This is a genomic window from Pseudomonas sp. PDM14 (assembly GCF_014851905.1).
Taxonomy (GTDB): Bacteria; Pseudomonadota; Gammaproteobacteria; order Pseudomonadales; family Pseudomonadaceae; genus Aquipseudomonas.
In genome coordinates, this window is the sequence record NZ_JACVAQ010000001.1 from 961039 (window position 1) to 976245 (window position 15207).

Sequence of the window (15207 nt, forward strand, 5' to 3'; positions counted from 1 at the left end):
ACTCACGCTTCATGGTCATTCCAGTGCCCCGGTAACGCCTTCGGTCGCACCTTCCAACACTTTGTCGGTGAGCGTTTCCAGCACCGGTTTGACCGCCGGTTTGATCAGCGTCGGCAGCTTGTCCAGCAGGCGGTCACGACCCGGTTTGATGATGAAGTCGGTGGCTAGGCCAAGCAGGTAGCCGGCCACGTTCGACGGGTTGATGTTGAGGATCTGGGTCAGGTCGATCTTGCCGGATGCGATGAATTGCACCACTCGGCTCGGCTCGCGCAGACGTGCGTCCCAGAATGGGCTGTACTGATTCGGCGACTCGTCGCGGCCGGGCGGTGCGGCGAAGTAAGTTTCCGCCGAAGAGACGGTCATCATTCGCTCGCCGTCGCCCCAGAGAAAATCGATCGGGTTGTCGTCCACGCCTTCCGTCTGCAGGGCGAAGCGCCCCCGACGGTTGAGCACGTTGGAGCTGTCGGAGACCGGTCGCAGATTCAGGCTGTCCGGGTTGTCGCTGGTGCGGATCGCCCCCAGCGGCTTGGACACTGCGACGCTGAACTCCTTGCTACGCCCGGTTTCGGCGTGATCATCGCCCAGGACGAAAAACGATGGGGAGCCACTGTAGCCAGTGTTGACGTCTTCGGCGGCATTCATGCCGAACATCATCATCGGGAAGTTACCCCAGCCGTAGGTCACCGCATGCACCGGGTGCATGGCATCGCCATAGGGCCGTGGCTTGTTCTTGAGCATCCCCTGCGCCGGCGAACCCCATTGAGGGCCGAAGAAGAACTGATCCTGCGGACTGGTGACGAGCTGGTTGGTCGCACCGCCCAGCGGCAAGCCCAGCCCGAAATTGATGCCGTCATCGAAGAGCGTCGCGCAACCCACCAGTGGCAGACACAACTGGATCGCCAGGTCGACGCTGAGCTTGAAGCCCATCGAACTGAAGTCGATCGAACCCCAGCCGAACACCGGCATGGCCTTGCCCGCAGCAGACGTACTCATCGGGTTGTAGACGTAGGCGGTGCCGCCGTTGTTGAACACCCCGACCTCAAAACCGATCTTGAACTTGATGGTGATGAAGCCCAGCGGCAGGGTGATTTCCGGGGTACTCAGGCCAATTGCAGCGTCGAAGTTACGCGCCGACAGCCAGTCATTGCGCTGATCGTTGATGGTGGCGGCAAAATAGCGCGAAGCATTGCCGCTGGTGGTCATGTCCTTGGTTTTGCTGGCGGTCTTGCTGTGCATTTCCGGCGCGAGATTGACCAGCATCGAGCCGGGTGTATACCCACCCAGGAAGTCGGCCAGCAGATCCTCATCGCTGGGCTCCTGTGCCGGCGTACCGCCACCTGTTCCTCCGCCCGCACCGCCCCCTGCCCCACCCGTACCACCTCCGGGAGTCGTCGCGGCGCTGTTGGCACCCCGAACCTGGTCCAATAGGGCGTCGACCGGCAGGTAGTCGGCAAAGTAGGTCAGGATGAAATTCTGCACCAGCAGCAGGCTGGATAACGGCGCCACCTCCAGCCGGTCGCCGGGCTTATCCGGCAACTGGTGCTGCGTGACGATCGCTTTGGGTATTCTCGCCTGCGCCTCGAAGGTGGCAATGGCGAAGGTCTTCTGAAAGAAGCCCATGATCATGTTGAAGCTCGACACCACATCCGGGTAGATCTTCATCACCGGTGTAGCGGCGGCCCGCACTCCGTAGCCCAATATCTGGTACGGCAGTGTGACGGTACTGAGCACGTCGGCGATCGACGGCTTCGGCGGTATCAACAGGATCGGCACCTGGTAGGCCGGAAAGCTGTTAACCCAGCGCGGGATATTGGTATAGCGCTTGGCCCAGGACATCAGCGCCACCACCTGGCCAATCGACAGCTCGTTGGCGACGATGGCGCGGTTGGTGTAGGCGATCAGGTTCTGGTGGCGGGCGAACAGTTTGGCCTGCGAATAGGCCGCAGCGTCGGCGGCGTTTTCCAGCTGCACACGGTCACGAGTCAGAACGCCCTGATTGAACATCAGAATCAGGGCGATCAGCGCGATGCCGATGAAGAGCAGGCCGAATACCATCGCCTGCCCTTGCTGTCGCGTGCGCTTCACCTGCGGCGCTTCCCTGCCCGAGCGGCGTTACTGACCGCGTTCGCCTTGCTGGTAGCTGCTCAGGTTGTGAGCGTCCTTGGATCTCGTTTGAGCTTCAGCACCGGTTGCACTTGCGTTTTGCTCTGCAGTGCCGCCACCCAGCTCGGCCGCCATGTCACCGACCTGCTCACGCACAGTACTGCCGAACAGGTTGTAAACGACGATGGCGGAAATGGCGATCAGGGCCACGATGATGATGTACTCGGTCATGCCCTGACCCAGTTGACGTGCACGCGATTTGAACGACATGGAAGCTCCCCTCGGACCCTGCGAGTCCTTTCTTGACTACGGAAAATGACGACCAGATCCATGCCGGCATACGGACGAACCCAGGCTCGGAGTCGGCGAATACATTTCTGGGAAAAGAAAGTTCCTACCGCTCGTCACTTTTTCGACAGTAGCCCATAGCCATACCTGTGCGCCCCGTTCGTTTGGATAGGAGAGCGAGCGGCGACTCCAATTGGCAGGCCGGCCGCTGCGCGTCCCAAGCCGCTGGCGCACGGGGTTCAAGCTGAAAACGGCCTACCTTGAGCAGATGCAGCCCTGGCCCCGCTCGTCGCCTTGCGCAAAAATCCGCGCCGTCGCCTGACGCAAAATCTGCCCTGCCGATGAGAACCGAAGAGCTGTAAGGCAGCAGAATGAGGCGCTCCTGCCCGCCCATTACCTGTCAAAAAGCCGGAAAGGCCTCACCGATTTGGGGTATACAGTTGCGCAAACAAAAACTGGCATATCCGCCATCCATGCGAAGTCGCAGACAAAAGCGGCCTGAATTGGCGGAATCAATAGCGAGAAAAAGCCAAGGCAGCGACAGGACGCTGACCTCTTGCCACACGACTGGCGAGATGAACTCTTCGGGGGAGAAATGACAACAACCACAGCAGCGTGGCTACGCAAGCGAGCCACCTCGGCGCCTTATCGTGCACATCAGACTCACTCATACCTCCTGGCCAGCGTGCTCAGCCTGTTCCTCGGCTTCACCTTGCTGCACAGCATCGAGGCGAGCGCAGAAACCCTGCTGACCATCAGGACGGCGCAGCAAACGCTGGATATCAGCCGGCAACAGATAGAAGCGCTGCCGCAGCACCGTGTGCACACCTCGACCTCCTGGACCGATGGCGTCAAAGACTTCGAGGGGCCGCTGATGCGTGACGTGCTGGCTTTGCTGAACGCCCCCATCGCAGAGACAGCCTCACTCAAGCTGATCGCCTGGAATGAGTACGAGGTAGACGTCAGCATGAAGGACTACCTCCAGTGGGACGTGATCCTGGCCCATCACATGGATGGCAAGGCGCTGACCAGAACCGACCAAGGCCCCCTCTGGGTCGTCTACCCCCGGGACCAGGTTCCTGCCCTGCAGGAGTCGCGCATCGACTATCGCTGGGCCTGGATGCTGCGCCACATCGTTGTCGCACCGTAATGCACGCCTGCATTCTCTGCATCGAAGATGAGGTCACGCTGCTCAACGATGTCCGTGATGAACTGACCACTGCTGGCTATCGCGTGCTCACCGCCACTTCGGCGAGCGAGGCACTGGAGCACCTGCAGAATACGCGGCCCGATCTGATTCTGTGCGACGTCATGCTTGGGAGCGACAGCACGCGCGATGGCTACTTCGTTCACCAGCATATTCGGGGATCACGCCCCGACCTGGCTGACACCCCCTTTCTGTTTCTCAGCGCGCTCGGGCATCGCAGCGCCATTCTCGAAGCCAAACGCGAGGGCATTGACGACTACCTGGTCAAACCGGTCGATTACGACATGCTGCTGGCGACCATCGCGGCGCGCCTGAGCCAGGTGGCGCGACTGCGCACTCACGTGCAGCGCCAGCAACCCAACCTGCTGCACCGCCTGCAAGCCATCTTCGAGCAACTGCCTGGGGCCGTCATCCTGTGCAATGCGGCGGGGCAACTGTTGTATGCCACGCCCAAGGCGCTGCGCCTCTCGGAAGAGGAAGGCATCTGGCAACGTAACGTACAGGGCAATATCATCTGGCCCGCCCTGAGCACCACCAGCGCGCTCAGAATGCGCCAGTGCCTCAACGAACTGGCCGCCCCGGGGCAGCGAAGCGTGCTGGCTCTCGACCGTGTCAGCGCAGGATCCCCCGTGGTCGCCAGTCTGTTGTGCCTGGAGTCCCACCTCGATGGCACGCATGCGGAAAAGCTGCTGGCCATATTCGTTTCATCCACGCAAAGCCGACCACTGCCAGATGCGGAAACCCTGCGTCAGCTATTTGCCCTGACCCCCTCCGAAGCGGCTGTGGCACTGCTGCTCGCCCAGGGCAGGCGGTCAGAGGAGGTAGCCAGCGAGCTCGGCGTGTCTTCGACGACGATCGCCTTTCACCTGCGCAACCTCTTCTCCAAGACCGGCGCAGCCCGCCAGTCCGACCTTGTCGCACTGGTGCTGAGCACCGGCTGGGCAATGCCTGACACCAACCCTGGCGTGGCGAAAAAATAGATGCTCGGCATCGACCGCAGAACGGGCCGCATGCGCGCATTCGTCCTTGGCGCCGTCCTGTTTTTCCTGCTGACGCTGGGATACGCCCTGTACAAGCTGTTCGACCTGCAATCGGAGGTCAGCGCCGATGTGGGCGAGAACATGGTCTGGGCGCTCAGCCAAGCCGTGTACCAAAGCGGGCGCCTGTACCAGGCTGCATCCGTCACGCCCGAAACCCCTCAATCGCTGGCCGACAAGGCCCTGCATCACGAGCTGCTCAAGTCTCGCCTGATGATGCTCGAGCAGGGCCCTCAGCGCCGGTACATGCAGAAAAGCGGGGTATGGGATGACATCGAACAGGTAAGCAGAGCGCTGGATGACCCGACAGCCGACTATGCCGCCATGCAAAACGCTCTGCGCCAGGCCGGCAACAAGGTGATGATCACCGAACGCGAGGACGCCGGCGCGCAACGCGACGCTCATCGCCGGCTGGTGCTGCAAGTCATGATGACCGTCATTGGCATTCTGCTCGCTGGCGCCCTGCTGTGCTGGCAACTGATGACCAGCCTCAGACGCGCCGAACAATCCAACCAGGAAGTCATGCGCCAACACGAGCAGGCGCGTTCTCTGCTGGAGGAGTTGCAGCAGGAGCGCTCCACCCGCCTGCGCTATCGTGACTTCGTCTCGCTCATGTCGCATCAGCTGCGCACACCGCTGGCGGTCATCGATTCGACCGCTCAACGCCTGAAACGACAGCTCGGCGGGACCGCGCAGGAACAGAACATCCTCGAGCGCGCCGATAGAATTCGCGCCTCGGTCAACCATCTCAATCACCTGATCGAACGCGTACTGGAAGGTTTGCGCCTGGATGAGGGGGCCAGGAGCGGCGAGGAACTACCAACGCTGGAACACCATCGTTGCGATTGGCTGGCCGTGCTGGAGGGGGCTCGCGAGCGCTTTGGCGATCTGCTGAGCGAACGCACCATCCGCATGACATCCGCTGATGGTACGGGCCCCATCTGGATTGAGTGCGATCGCATCTGGTGCATGGAAATCCTCTGCAACCTGCTCTCCAACGCACACAAGTACAGCCCTCTCGACAAACCGATAGAGATTGACCTGCAAATCGAACAGGGCCAACTCTTGTGCGGGATACGCGATTTTGGACCGGGAATTCCCGAGACTGACCTCGAGTTGATCTTCGAGCGGTTCTATCGCAGTGAGAACACCCAGCATGTAGCGGGGATTGGCCTGGGCCTGTCCATCGCCCGAACCCTGGCACAGTGGCACCAGGGCGCCCTCAGCGCGTGCAACAGCGTGGAGGGTGGCGCGGTCTTTACCCTGACACTGCCACTCAAGGCGCGCCAATAGCCCCCCTCCCCCCTAGTCATAGCTACCACCAACCGTCTGGAATGACGGGCGCCACGGCTCTGGATCGGCCCATTCGATCAAACGTATCGGCAAATAGCGGTCGCCTAAGCGGCCGCCAATCCTTAGCATGAAACGCCATTTTCACTACGCCTGGAGTCCCTATGCATATCGAGGAAGCGATCAGTAGCCGCCGCGCCGTCAAGGGTTACGATCCAACCTTCACCCTCACTCGCGAGGAAAAGGACGCCCTGCTCGCTACTGCGCTGTATGCACCGTCGGCTTTCAACCTGCAGCACGTGCGCCTGGTCGAAGTCAGCGACCCGGAGCTGCGTGCGCAGATCCGCGAAGCCGGCTGGGGCCAGGCGCAGATGACCGACGCCTCGATGCTGGTGGTGATCTGCGCCCAGCTCGACAGCTGGGAAAAGAATGCCACCCGCGTCTGGGACGGCGCACCTGCCGAAGTACAGAGCTACATGAGCGGTGCCATCGACAACTACTATCGCAATCGCCCCGAGGTGCAGCGCGACGAGACCATGCGCAGCTGCGGCCTGCTGGCACAGACGCTGATGCTCGCCGCCCGCGGCAAGGGCCTGGATTCCTGCCCGATGGACGGTTTCGACTTCGACGCCGTGGGCAAGCTGATCAACCTGCCGGACAACCACGTCATCGGTCTGATGGTCGCGGTGGGCAAGAAGACCCTCGAACCTAAGCCGCGGGTCGGCAAGCTGCCGTTCGACGAAGTGGTGATCCGCGACCGTTTCTAACCCTGCGTTAGAAACGATTGAGCGGTTACACAAAAAAGGGCGTGCTCAGGCACGCCCTTTTTCATGGCCGATGAACAGCGACGGTCAATGCTTCAGCAGCGCTAGACAATCACGCCCTGGCCAACGGTGACCGAGGTCTGCTGGGTCTCCTGGTACACGGAGATGGCTTCTGCCGCTACCCGCGGGCCGACCGCGGCCTGCTGTTCACCGAAGGTCGCCTGATTGGCGTCTATCTGCAGACGCTGCTGAGCCAAGGCATCGTCGATGGAGGCCTGGTTCTGCAGGGCCTGCTCATCGGCGGCTCGCTGGGCCTCCAGGTTCTGCTCGACCTGCAGCTGCTGCAGACGCTCTTGCAGGGCCAGGTTCGCCTCCTCCGCGTCACGCCGCAGCTGCTCGGTCTGTTCGTCACGCAACTCTTCCCGACGCTGGTCGGCGATTCGCTGACGCTCCTCGAACCGCTGCTGGTTAGCTTCACGCGCCAGCTGCAGACGCTCGTTGACCTCGTCCGCGCTGGGGCGAGTATCGAGCCCCTGACGCTGCTGCAACGGGGAGACAGTATCGTCGATACGCTGCAGCGCTCGCGGGGTGTACAGCGTGGAGCCAATGGGGTTGATGGCTAAGGGCATGGATATCTCCTGCTTACGGCCTTGCCCCAAGTGTAAGCCCGTAGAACCGCATTTCTTAGGCGGATCAGGCATATGCAGCGGGTGCAGAAGTTCTAGCACTTTTCTCCCAGGATCTGGTCCGCTGTGCAATTACCAAGCGCGAAAGACCGCTCCAGCCAACCAGCCAAAGGCCCTGCAGTTGATTGCATCGACTGCACATCGGCATTGCCGCAGCCGCAATGCGCACTCGCTATACCAGCAGGCGCAGGCTGATTTCCCCGACGAACGTACCCATTTGCACCAGGCTGGACCACCGCGCGTCATATTTCCGCCGAGTGGGCGGCAAAGTGAGAGCGTGCCCACCCCGGTCGCGACGCCAAACCCTGCCCGGCCTGCTCAGCAGCGATGCCGAGCAGCTCTCCGATGGCGGCGGCGTGCTCATCGCGGCCCCGTGGCCGATTCACGGGCTGCGCGCATCCTGCGCTTCCTCGACGGTCTGCGACAAAAGTACACAAGCACCTACCGCGCCCGTGTCGTACAGTGCAATGGCATGCCCGCGCTGGCGCTGTTGCACGGCGACACACTGGACGGGCTGCTTACCTGCGAAGTTCGCGCAGGCCACGTGGTGTGCCTGATGCTGCTGCGCAATCCCCATACGCTCGACGGCCTGCGTCAGGCCCTGCAACAGGCTTTGCAACAACCCGTCACTTGCTGAACAGAGAGAACCGAGGAACCTGGGCGCCACGTCCGGCCTCGAAGGTACAAGCCCGTCAACAACGAGGAATACCATGCAGGTTCAAGTGAACAGCAACCATATCGAAGGCAGTGCCCGACTTCAGGATTGGGTGAGTTCGGCGGTCACCGGGGAACTGGACCGCTTTGAAGACTTCCTCACCCGCCTGGAAATCCATGTCAGCGATGAGAACGGCGCCAAAGCCGGTGCCAACGACAAACGCTGCCAGATCGAAGCCCGGCCCAAAGGCCATCAATCCCTCTCCGTGACACACAAGGCCGACTCCCTCGAGCTGGCCGTGGAGGGCGCCGCGGAAAAAATGCGCCACGCCCTGGAACACCTGATCGGCAAACTGGACGCCAAAGTCCTGTCCACCGGCCACCTTGGCGCCGCCACCGGCCGCCATTCCGAAGGCGACGCCCTGCTCGAGGAAGAATTCCTCGCCAAGCAGGACGAACTCGATAACGACACCACCCCGACCAGCTGAAGCTGACAGGCAGGCCGATGCCGCTGTGCGGTGTCGGCCTGGCCCCAACCTCTCCTTCCTAGCCCTCTCCCAACGCGGCGATCTGCCCGATCAGCCACTGCAACGCCATGTCCCGCTGACGCAGGCCAAGGCTGACGATTTCCAGGTGGAACGGCCCCAGGTCGAACGGCAGCTCGTGCACCTGCAAGGGCAGCAGCGCGGCGAAGTAGCGCGCCAGGCGTTTGGGCAGCACCGCGACCAGGTCACTGCTGGCGACGATGTGCGCCGCCTGCAGGTAGTTCGGTGTGGTGTAGACGATCTCCCGTGACAGCCCGCGCTCGCCCAGCCACTGGTCGACCATGCCACGCGTCTGCCCGCCGTGCACCCACAGGTGGCGTGCGGCGAGGAAGGCATCCAGATCGAGCCCGCGGCTCAGTTGCGCATGGTCGCGATGGGCCACCAGCTGCAACGTCTCGCTAACCCAGCGCTGGCTGGCGAAGCGTGTCGGCACCTGCTCGAAGCGGCCCAGCACCAAGTCCAGTCCGCCTTTATCCAATACCTCGCCGGGCAGGGTTGGCGACAGGTGCTGAATGTCGATCTGCACCCCCGGCGCCAGCACGGCCAGTTGACGCAGCAGGCGCGGCATGAGGATCAGCTCGACATAGTCGGTGACGGCGATGCGAAAGCGCTGGCGGCTGCTGGCCGGGTCGAACGGCGCGTCATCACTGAGGCTCTGCTCGATGCGCTGCAGGGCCTCGCGAATCGGCGCCTCCAGAGCCAGCGCCCGCGGTGTCGGCTGCATGGCGCGGCCGACACGCACCAACAGCGGGTCGTCGAGCAAATCGCGCAGGCGGTTCAGCGCATTGCTCACTGCCGGCTGGCTGAGCGCCAGGCGCTCGGCCGCGCGGGAGACGTTGCGTTCACGCAGCAGGGCATCGAGCACGCGCAGCAGGTTGAGATCGAAGGTCGATATATTCACGAGCTAAATTCAACTTATCACAAGACAAAATTTCTAAAATAGTAACGGCTTACCTAAGGTGCGTCTCTTTCTGTTCCACGATGTGAGGAAGACCATGAGCAACAGCGTCAGCATTCAGCAGGTCGCCGTGATCGGCGCCGGTACCATGGGCCGCGGTATCGTCATGAGCCTGGCCAACGCCGGCATCCCGGTGCTCTGGCTGGACAACAACCCGCAGATGCTCGAGCAGGCCCTGACCTCCATCGCCGATACCTGGGCCCACAGCGTGCGCCAGGGTCGCCTCGACGAGGCCCAGGCTGCCAGCCGCCGCGCCCTGGTCAGCGCCGCCGCTGACTACACCTCGCTGGCCGATACCGACCTGGTGATCGAAGCGGTCTACGAGAACCTCGAACTCAAGCAGGAAATTTTCCGCACCCTCGACGGCCTGCTGAAGCCTTCGGCGATCCTCGCCAGCAACACCTCGGCATTGGACATCGACGCCATCGCCGCAGTCACCGAGCGCCCCGAGCAGGTACTCGGCCTGCACTTCTTCAGCCCGGCGCACATCATGAAGCTGCTGGAAATCGTCCGCGGCGCCAAGACCGCTCCCGCCGTGCTCGACGCCGCCCTGGCCCTCGGCGAGCGCATCGGCAAGGTCAGCGTGGTGGCCGGCAACTGCGACGGTTTTATCGGCAACCGCATGCTCAACACCTACGTAAAAGAAGCGCGCAGCATGCTGCTCGAAGGCGCCTACCCGCATCAGGTCGATTCCGCACTGCAGGGCTTCGGCTTCGCCATGGGCCCGTTCCGCATGTACGACGTGGTCGGCATCGATCTGGAGTGGCGCGCCCGCGAACTGGCCGGCAAGGGCCAGGAGCAGGACGTGGTGCAGGTCGACAACCGCCTCTGCGCCCTCGGCCGCTTCGGCCAGAAAACGCGCATGGGTTACTACCGCTACGCCGAAGGCAGCCGCCAGGCCGAGCACGACCCGGAAGTCGACGCGCTGGTGCTGCAGGTCTCCGAGTCGCTGGGTTACGAGCGGCGCAGCATCGGTGCCGAGGAAATCCTCGAGCGCTGCCTGCTGGCACTGGTCAACGAAGGGGCGAAGATTCTCGAAGAGAACATCGCCGCCAACAGCCATGACGTCGATCTGGTCTACCTCAACGGCTACGGGTTCCCGGCCGACAAGGGCGGGCCGATGAGCTGGGCTGATGCCCAGGGCGCCGCGGTGCTGTACCAGCGCCTGAAAGACCTGCAGGAGCGCTTCGGCGACCACTGGCAGCCAGCACGACTGATCGAGACGCTCGCCACCAACGGCAAGCGCTTCGCCGATGTGAAGGAGGGTTCCGTATGAGCTATCAGGCCCCACTGCGCGACATGCGCTTCGTGCTGCACGAACTGTTCGACGTCAGCGCCCACTGCGAGCTGCTCGGCAACGGACTCGACCGCGAGCTGATCGACGGCGTACTGGAAGAAGCCGCCGCGTTCACCGCCAACGAGATCGCCCCGCTCAACCGCAACAGCGACGAGGAAGGCTGCCAGCTCAGTGACGGCAGCGTGACCACACCCAAGGGCTTCCGCGCCGCCTACAAGCAGTACGTGGAAAACGGCTGGGCGAGCATGACCGGCCCGTCCGAGTTCGGCGGCCAGGGCTTCCCGCAGCTGGTGGCGTGCAACTTCCACGAGATGCTGATGGCTTCCAGCCTGTCGTTCCGCATCTATTCCGGCCTTACCGAAGGCGCGGTGCTGGCGCTGTACAAGCACGGCAGCAGCGAGCTGCAGAGCGGCTACCTGAACAAGATGGTCAGCGGCGAATGGACCGGCACCATGTGCCTGACCGAACCGCAGGCCGGCACCGACCTCGCCCTGCTGCGCACCAAGGCCGAACCCCAGGCCGACGGCAGCTACCGCATCAGCGGCAGCAAGATCTTCATCAGCGGCGGCGAGCAGGACCTGTCCGACAACATCGTGCACCTGGTCCTCGCCCGCCTGCCGGACGCACCGGCCGGGGTCAAGGGTATCAGCCTGTTCCTCGTGCCCAAGTTCGTCGCCGATGCCAACGGCGCGCCGGGCGCGCGCAACCCGCTGAGCTGCGGCGCCATCGAACACAAGATGGGCATCAAGGGCGCGTCCACCTGCGTGATGAACTTCGACGGCGCCACCGGCTGGCTGGTCGGTGAGGCCAACCAGGGCCTGGCGTGCATGTTCACCATGATGAACGACGCGCGCTTCCAGGTTGGCCTGCAAGGCCTGGGCATCGCCGAAGCGGCCTTCCAGGGCGCCCTGCGTTATGCCCGCGAACGCCTGCAGTCGCGCGGCCTGACCGGCGCCCAGCAGCCGGAGAAGGCCGCCGACCCGATCATCGTGCACCCGGACGTACGGCGCATGCTGCTGACCCAGAAGACCCTGGTCGAAGGCAGCCGCATGCTCGCCGCCTACACCGCGCGCCAGCTCGATCTGGAACACGGCCACCCGGACGCCGCCGCGCGCAAGGCTGCCGGCAAGCGCGCCGCGCTGCTGATCCCGATCGTCAAATCGTTCTTCACCGACATGGGCCAGGAAGTCGCCAGCCACGCCGTGCAGGTGTACGGCGGCCACGGTTTCATCCGCGAGTGGGGCATGGAACAGCTGATGCGCGACAGCCGCATCACCCAGCTTTACGAGGGCACCAACGGCATCCAGGCACTCGACCTGATCCGCCGCAAACTGCTCGGCGACGGCGGTGGCGAACTGACCGCGCTGATCGGCGAGTTCAGCGAACTGGCCGACAGCCTGGCGCAGCGCCCGGCCCTGGCCGAGGTAGCCGGTGTGGTCGGCAAGCGCCTGCAGGAATGGCGCGAACTGGCCGGCGAAGTGATTGCCATGAGCCAGCGCGACGCCCAGGAAATCGGCGCCTGCTCGGTGGACTTCCTGCAGTACTCGGCCTACGCCCTGCTCGCCGGCCTGTGGCTGCAGGCCGCCGTGCGCGCCCAGGACGCACTGGACGCCGGCACCGGCGAGCAGGCGTTCTACCAAGCCAAGCTGCACAGCGCCGAGTTCTACCTGCGCCGCGTATTGCCACGCGCCAGCAGCCACCGTGAAGCCCTGCTGGGCGGCGCGCAGTGCCTGATGGCGATGCCGGAGGAAAGTTTCGCCTTCTGAGGCAGTCGACCGTAGGGCGGGGGCCACCCGCCCTGCAAGCCCTCAGACGGACACGTTGATTTGGCGTTGAGCGCAGCGATGCCCGGCAGTGATGCAGGGGTATCCCTGCGCTCATCGCCTCCTGACATACGCGTTGAACCGGGTGAATAAGCAACGCGTCAGCTGACGCAGCTCACCACCCGCCGAGGTAAGCGCGTAGGGTGGATCACGCGTCACCGATCCGCCGAGCGGGACCCGTGGTGGATGAACAGCGCGCCAGCTATGCGCCCCGATCTACCCTGCATCGGGCAGGAGCCGGGCACACCTGCTGGGCTTACTACTGATTCGACTGAGAGCACCTGGTGAAAATAATAAGAACGGCCCTCTACCTCTTCCTTCTGCTCGCCGCCCTCGCGGCCGGGCTGTACGCCTATTTCCTCTATGCGCCCAAGCCCGCCCAACCGGCCTTGAGCGCCACACTGCAACATGAGCGCATCGAGCTTGGCGGCCTGCAGCGTGACTACGCCTTCTATGCACCGAAGAACCTGCCGGCCAATGCGCCGCTGGTGTTCGTCCTGCACGGCTCGCTGCAGACCATCGACGACATCCGCAGCTTCAGCGCCTACGCCTTCGAGCGCCTGGCCGACCAGCACGGTTTCATCGTCGTCTACCCCCAGGGTTTCGAGAAGAACTGGAACGACTGCCGGCGCAGCGCCGACTACCCGGCGCGCGCACAGAACATCGACGACAAGGGCCTGATCGCCGCGCTGATCCAGCGCTTCGCCCACCAGCACGGCGCCGACCCGCAGCGCGCCTTCCTCACCGGCTATTCCAACGGCGGCCAACTGGGCCTGCGCATCGCCCTGGAGAATCCGACGCTGCTGGCCGGTGTCGCCGCCTTCGCTGCCAACCTGCCGACCGACGACAACCTGGCCTGCACACCGTCCGGCCAGGCCGTGCCGGTGCTGCTGATGAACGGCACGCGCGACCCGATCAACCCGTACAACGGCGGCGTGGTCACCCTGTTCGGCTTCGGCAACCGCGGCAGCGTGCGCTCGTCCTACGAGTCGGCGCTGTACTTTGCCAACCTGGCCGGCTACCCCATCGCCTCGGTGCGCAGCAGCACGGTGTGGGGCGACGGTGAACAGCGCGTGACCCTCGACCAGTGGCAGGCCGACAACCGCAAGGAAGTGGCACTGTATTCAGCTATCGGCGGCGGCCACCTGCTGCCCCAGGGCGACTTCCGCGCGCCGCGCCTGCTCGGTCCGACCCTGTCCGGTTTCGACGGCCCCCAGGCCATCTGGGACTTCTTCGCTCGCCAGCGCCCCGCGCCGGCCCAACGCTGACCCTTGGAGGTAGAGCCATGCAGCCCTTCAGTTTCGCCACCACCGCGCAGATCCTCTGCGAGTCCGGCTCTGCCGTGCGCCTGGCCGAGCTGTGCCGCGAGCGCGGCGCGCACCGCGTACTGATCGTCACCGACCCCGGCATCACCCGCTTCGGCCTGCTCGATGCTGTGCTGCCCGGTTTCGCCAGCGCCGGCGTGGCCGTCGCGGTGTTCGATCAGGTGGTCGCCGACCCGCCCGAAGTCATCGTTCTGAATGCCGTCGAGCAGGCGCGTGCGCTGAACGCCGAGCTGATCATCGGCTTCGGCGGCGGCAGCTCGATGGACGTGGCTAAGCTGGTCGCCCTACTCGCCCACCCCAACTGCCAGCAGTCGCTGAAGGACATCTACGGCGTCGGCAACGCCCGTGGCCAGCGCCTGCCGCTGATCCAGGTGCCGACCACCGCCGGCACCGGCTCGGAGGTGACGCAGATCGCCATCATCACCACCGGCGAAACCACCAAGATGGGCGTGGTCTCGCCGCTGCTGCTGCCGGACCTGGCGGTGCTCGACGCCGACCTGACCCTCGGCCTGCCGCCAGCGGTGACCGCCGCCACCGGCATCGACGCCATGGTGCATGCCATCGAGGCCTACACCAGCAAGCTGAAGAAGAACCCGCTGTCCGACCTGCTGGCCCGCGAGGCGCTGCGCCTGCTCGCCGCCAACCTCGACGAGGCAGTGCACAACGGGCAGAACCGCGAGGCGCGCCAGGCCATGCTCCTCGGCGCCCTGCTCGCCGGCCAGGCCTTCGCCAATGCCCCGGTCGCCGCCGTGCACGCGCTGGCCTATCCGCTGGGTGGGCACTTCCACATTCCCCACGGGCTGAGCAACGCCCTGGTGCTGCCGCACGTGCTGGAATTCAACGCCTCGGCGGCCACCGAGCTGTACGCCGAACTGGCACCGCTGCTGCTCGGCCAGCGCCTGCAGGCCGGCAATACCGCGCAGCTGACCGCGCAGTTCATCGCCGAACTGGCCCAGCTCAGCCCACGCAGCGGCCTGCCCTCGCGCCTGCGCGACGCCCAGGTGCCGGAAGCCATGCTTGAGCAGCTGGCGCGCGACGCCATGCTCCAGCAGCGTCTGCTGGTGAACAATCCGCGCGACATTACCGAGGCGGACGCCCTGGCGATCTACCGCGCGGCGTATTGAGTTGGGTGGATGGCCACCCAGTGGATCGCGCGTCATCGATCCAGCGAGCGTGGCCGAAGATGGCTGCATACGGCGTCACTCCCGCACACGGCCGTCCCCTCTCCCT

14 protein-coding genes are annotated in these 15207 nt (G+C 64.2%); 10 read left to right on the top strand and 4 right to left on the bottom strand.

From position 1 onward, the window contains the following. Positions 1–15 precede the first annotated feature (15 nt). Together IB229_RS04535 and IB229_RS04540 are read right to left on the bottom strand one after the other, a co-directional pair. Positions 16–2085, bottom strand: coding sequence for a pilus assembly protein TadG-related protein (locus tag IB229_RS04535; protein ID WP_192325382.1), 2070 nt, complete (start codon positions 2083–2085; stop codon positions 16–18). 27 nt (positions 2086–2112) lie between these two features. After that, positions 2113–2373 (bottom strand): Flp family type IVb pilin, encoded by a 261-nt coding sequence (locus IB229_RS04540; protein WP_192325385.1) that lies wholly within the window; start codon positions 2371–2373, stop codon positions 2113–2115. 703 nt (positions 2374–3076) lie between these two features. On the opposite strand from IB229_RS04540, the gene IB229_RS04545 reads away from it, so the two are divergent. The 4 genes from IB229_RS04545 (at position 3077) to IB229_RS04560 (ending at position 6692) form a co-directional block, all read left to right on the top strand. Next, the gene (locus IB229_RS04545; RefSeq protein ID WP_192325387.1) at positions 3077–3541 is read left to right on the top strand and encodes a molybdopterin-dependent oxidoreductase; all 465 of its coding nucleotides are present in this window, start codon (positions 3077–3079) and stop codon (positions 3539–3541) included. Then, complete coding sequence (locus IB229_RS04550; protein ID WP_192325389.1) at positions 3541–4578, top strand: response regulator; 1038 nt, start codon at positions 3541–3543, stop codon at positions 4576–4578. The genes IB229_RS04545 and IB229_RS04550 overlap by 1 nt, the downstream gene beginning before the upstream one ends. Beyond that, positions 4579–5928: a sensor histidine kinase gene (locus tag IB229_RS04555; RefSeq protein WP_192325391.1), complete on the top strand. Its 1350-nt coding sequence runs from the start codon at positions 4579–4581 to the stop codon at positions 5926–5928. A gap of 161 nt (positions 5929–6089) precedes the next feature. Continuing rightward, positions 6090–6692: a nitroreductase family protein gene (locus tag IB229_RS04560; RefSeq protein ID WP_192325393.1), complete on the top strand. Its 603-nt coding sequence runs from the start codon at positions 6090–6092 to the stop codon at positions 6690–6692. A 101-nt stretch (positions 6693–6793) separates the two neighbouring features. On the opposite strand, the gene IB229_RS04565 is transcribed toward IB229_RS04560, so the two are convergent. Continuing rightward, positions 6794–7318 carry a hypothetical protein gene (locus tag IB229_RS04565; RefSeq protein ID WP_192325395.1) on the bottom strand — a complete coding sequence of 175 codons (525 nt, stop codon included), beginning with the start codon at positions 7316–7318 and terminating at the stop codon, positions 6794–6796. Positions 7319–7748: 430 nt separating this feature from the next. On the opposite strand from IB229_RS04565, the gene IB229_RS04570 reads away from it, so the two are divergent. Both IB229_RS04570 and IB229_RS04575 read left to right on the top strand, forming a co-directional pair. Next, positions 7749–8012 carry a hypothetical protein gene (locus IB229_RS04570; protein WP_192325397.1) on the top strand — a complete coding sequence of 88 codons (264 nt, stop codon included), beginning with the start codon at positions 7749–7751 and terminating at the stop codon, positions 8010–8012. Positions 8013–8085: 73 nt separating this feature from the next. After that, positions 8086–8517, top strand: coding sequence for an HPF/RaiA family ribosome-associated protein (locus IB229_RS04575; protein ID WP_192325399.1), 432 nt, complete (start codon positions 8086–8088; stop codon positions 8515–8517). 58 nt (positions 8518–8575) lie between these two features. Here the strand turns inward: IB229_RS04575 and IB229_RS04580 are convergent, their stop codons facing one another. Next, a complete protein-coding gene (locus IB229_RS04580; RefSeq protein WP_192325401.1) occupies positions 8576–9475 on the bottom strand; it encodes a LysR family transcriptional regulator in 900 nt (299 codons plus the stop codon). A gap of 94 nt (positions 9476–9569) precedes the next feature. Here IB229_RS04580 and IB229_RS04585 point away from each other — a divergent pair, with 94 nt between their 5' ends. From IB229_RS04585 to IB229_RS04600, 4 genes are all read left to right on the top strand, one after another. Then, on the top strand, positions 9570–10808 hold the full coding sequence (locus IB229_RS04585; RefSeq protein WP_192325403.1) for a 3-hydroxyacyl-CoA dehydrogenase: 1239 nt from the start codon (positions 9570–9572) through the stop codon (positions 10806–10808). After that, on the top strand, positions 10805–12595 hold the full coding sequence (locus IB229_RS04590; RefSeq protein ID WP_192325405.1) for an acyl-CoA dehydrogenase C-terminal domain-containing protein: 1791 nt from the start codon (positions 10805–10807) through the stop codon (positions 12593–12595). The genes IB229_RS04585 and IB229_RS04590 overlap by 4 nt, the downstream gene beginning before the upstream one ends. A gap of 341 nt (positions 12596–12936) precedes the next feature. Then, the gene (locus IB229_RS04595) at positions 12937–13920 is read left to right on the top strand and encodes an alpha/beta hydrolase family esterase (protein WP_192325407.1); all 984 of its coding nucleotides are present in this window, start codon (positions 12937–12939) and stop codon (positions 13918–13920) included. Positions 13921–13937: 17 nt separating this feature from the next. After that, the gene (locus IB229_RS04600) at positions 13938–15101 is read left to right on the top strand and encodes an iron-containing alcohol dehydrogenase (RefSeq protein ID WP_192325409.1); all 1164 of its coding nucleotides are present in this window, start codon (positions 13938–13940) and stop codon (positions 15099–15101) included. Positions 15102–15207 lie beyond the last annotated feature (106 nt).

Coding starts and splice junctions, on each gene's coding strand:
- IB229_RS04585 (WP_192325403.1), top strand. CDS start 9,570: ATGAGCAACAGCGTCAGCATTCAGCAGGTCGCCGTGATCGGCGCCGGT.
- IB229_RS04555 (WP_192325391.1), top strand. CDS start 4,579: ATGCTCGGCATCGACCGCAGAACGGGCCGCATGCGCGCATTCGTCCTT.
- IB229_RS04590 (WP_192325405.1), top strand. CDS start 10,805: ATGAGCTATCAGGCCCCACTGCGCGACATGCGCTTCGTGCTGCACGAA.
- IB229_RS04540 (WP_192325385.1), bottom strand. CDS start 2,373: ATGTCGTTCAAATCGCGTGCACGTCAACTGGGTCAGGGCATGACCGAG.
- IB229_RS04565 (WP_192325395.1), bottom strand. CDS start 7,318: ATGCCCTTAGCCATCAACCCCATTGGCTCCACGCTGTACACCCCGCGA.
- IB229_RS04550 (WP_192325389.1), top strand. CDS start 3,541: ATGCACGCCTGCATTCTCTGCATCGAAGATGAGGTCACGCTGCTCAAC.
- IB229_RS04575 (WP_192325399.1), top strand. CDS start 8,086: ATGCAGGTTCAAGTGAACAGCAACCATATCGAAGGCAGTGCCCGACTT.
- IB229_RS04560 (WP_192325393.1), top strand. CDS start 6,090: ATGCATATCGAGGAAGCGATCAGTAGCCGCCGCGCCGTCAAGGGTTAC.
- IB229_RS04600 (WP_192325409.1), top strand. CDS start 13,938: ATGCAGCCCTTCAGTTTCGCCACCACCGCGCAGATCCTCTGCGAGTCC.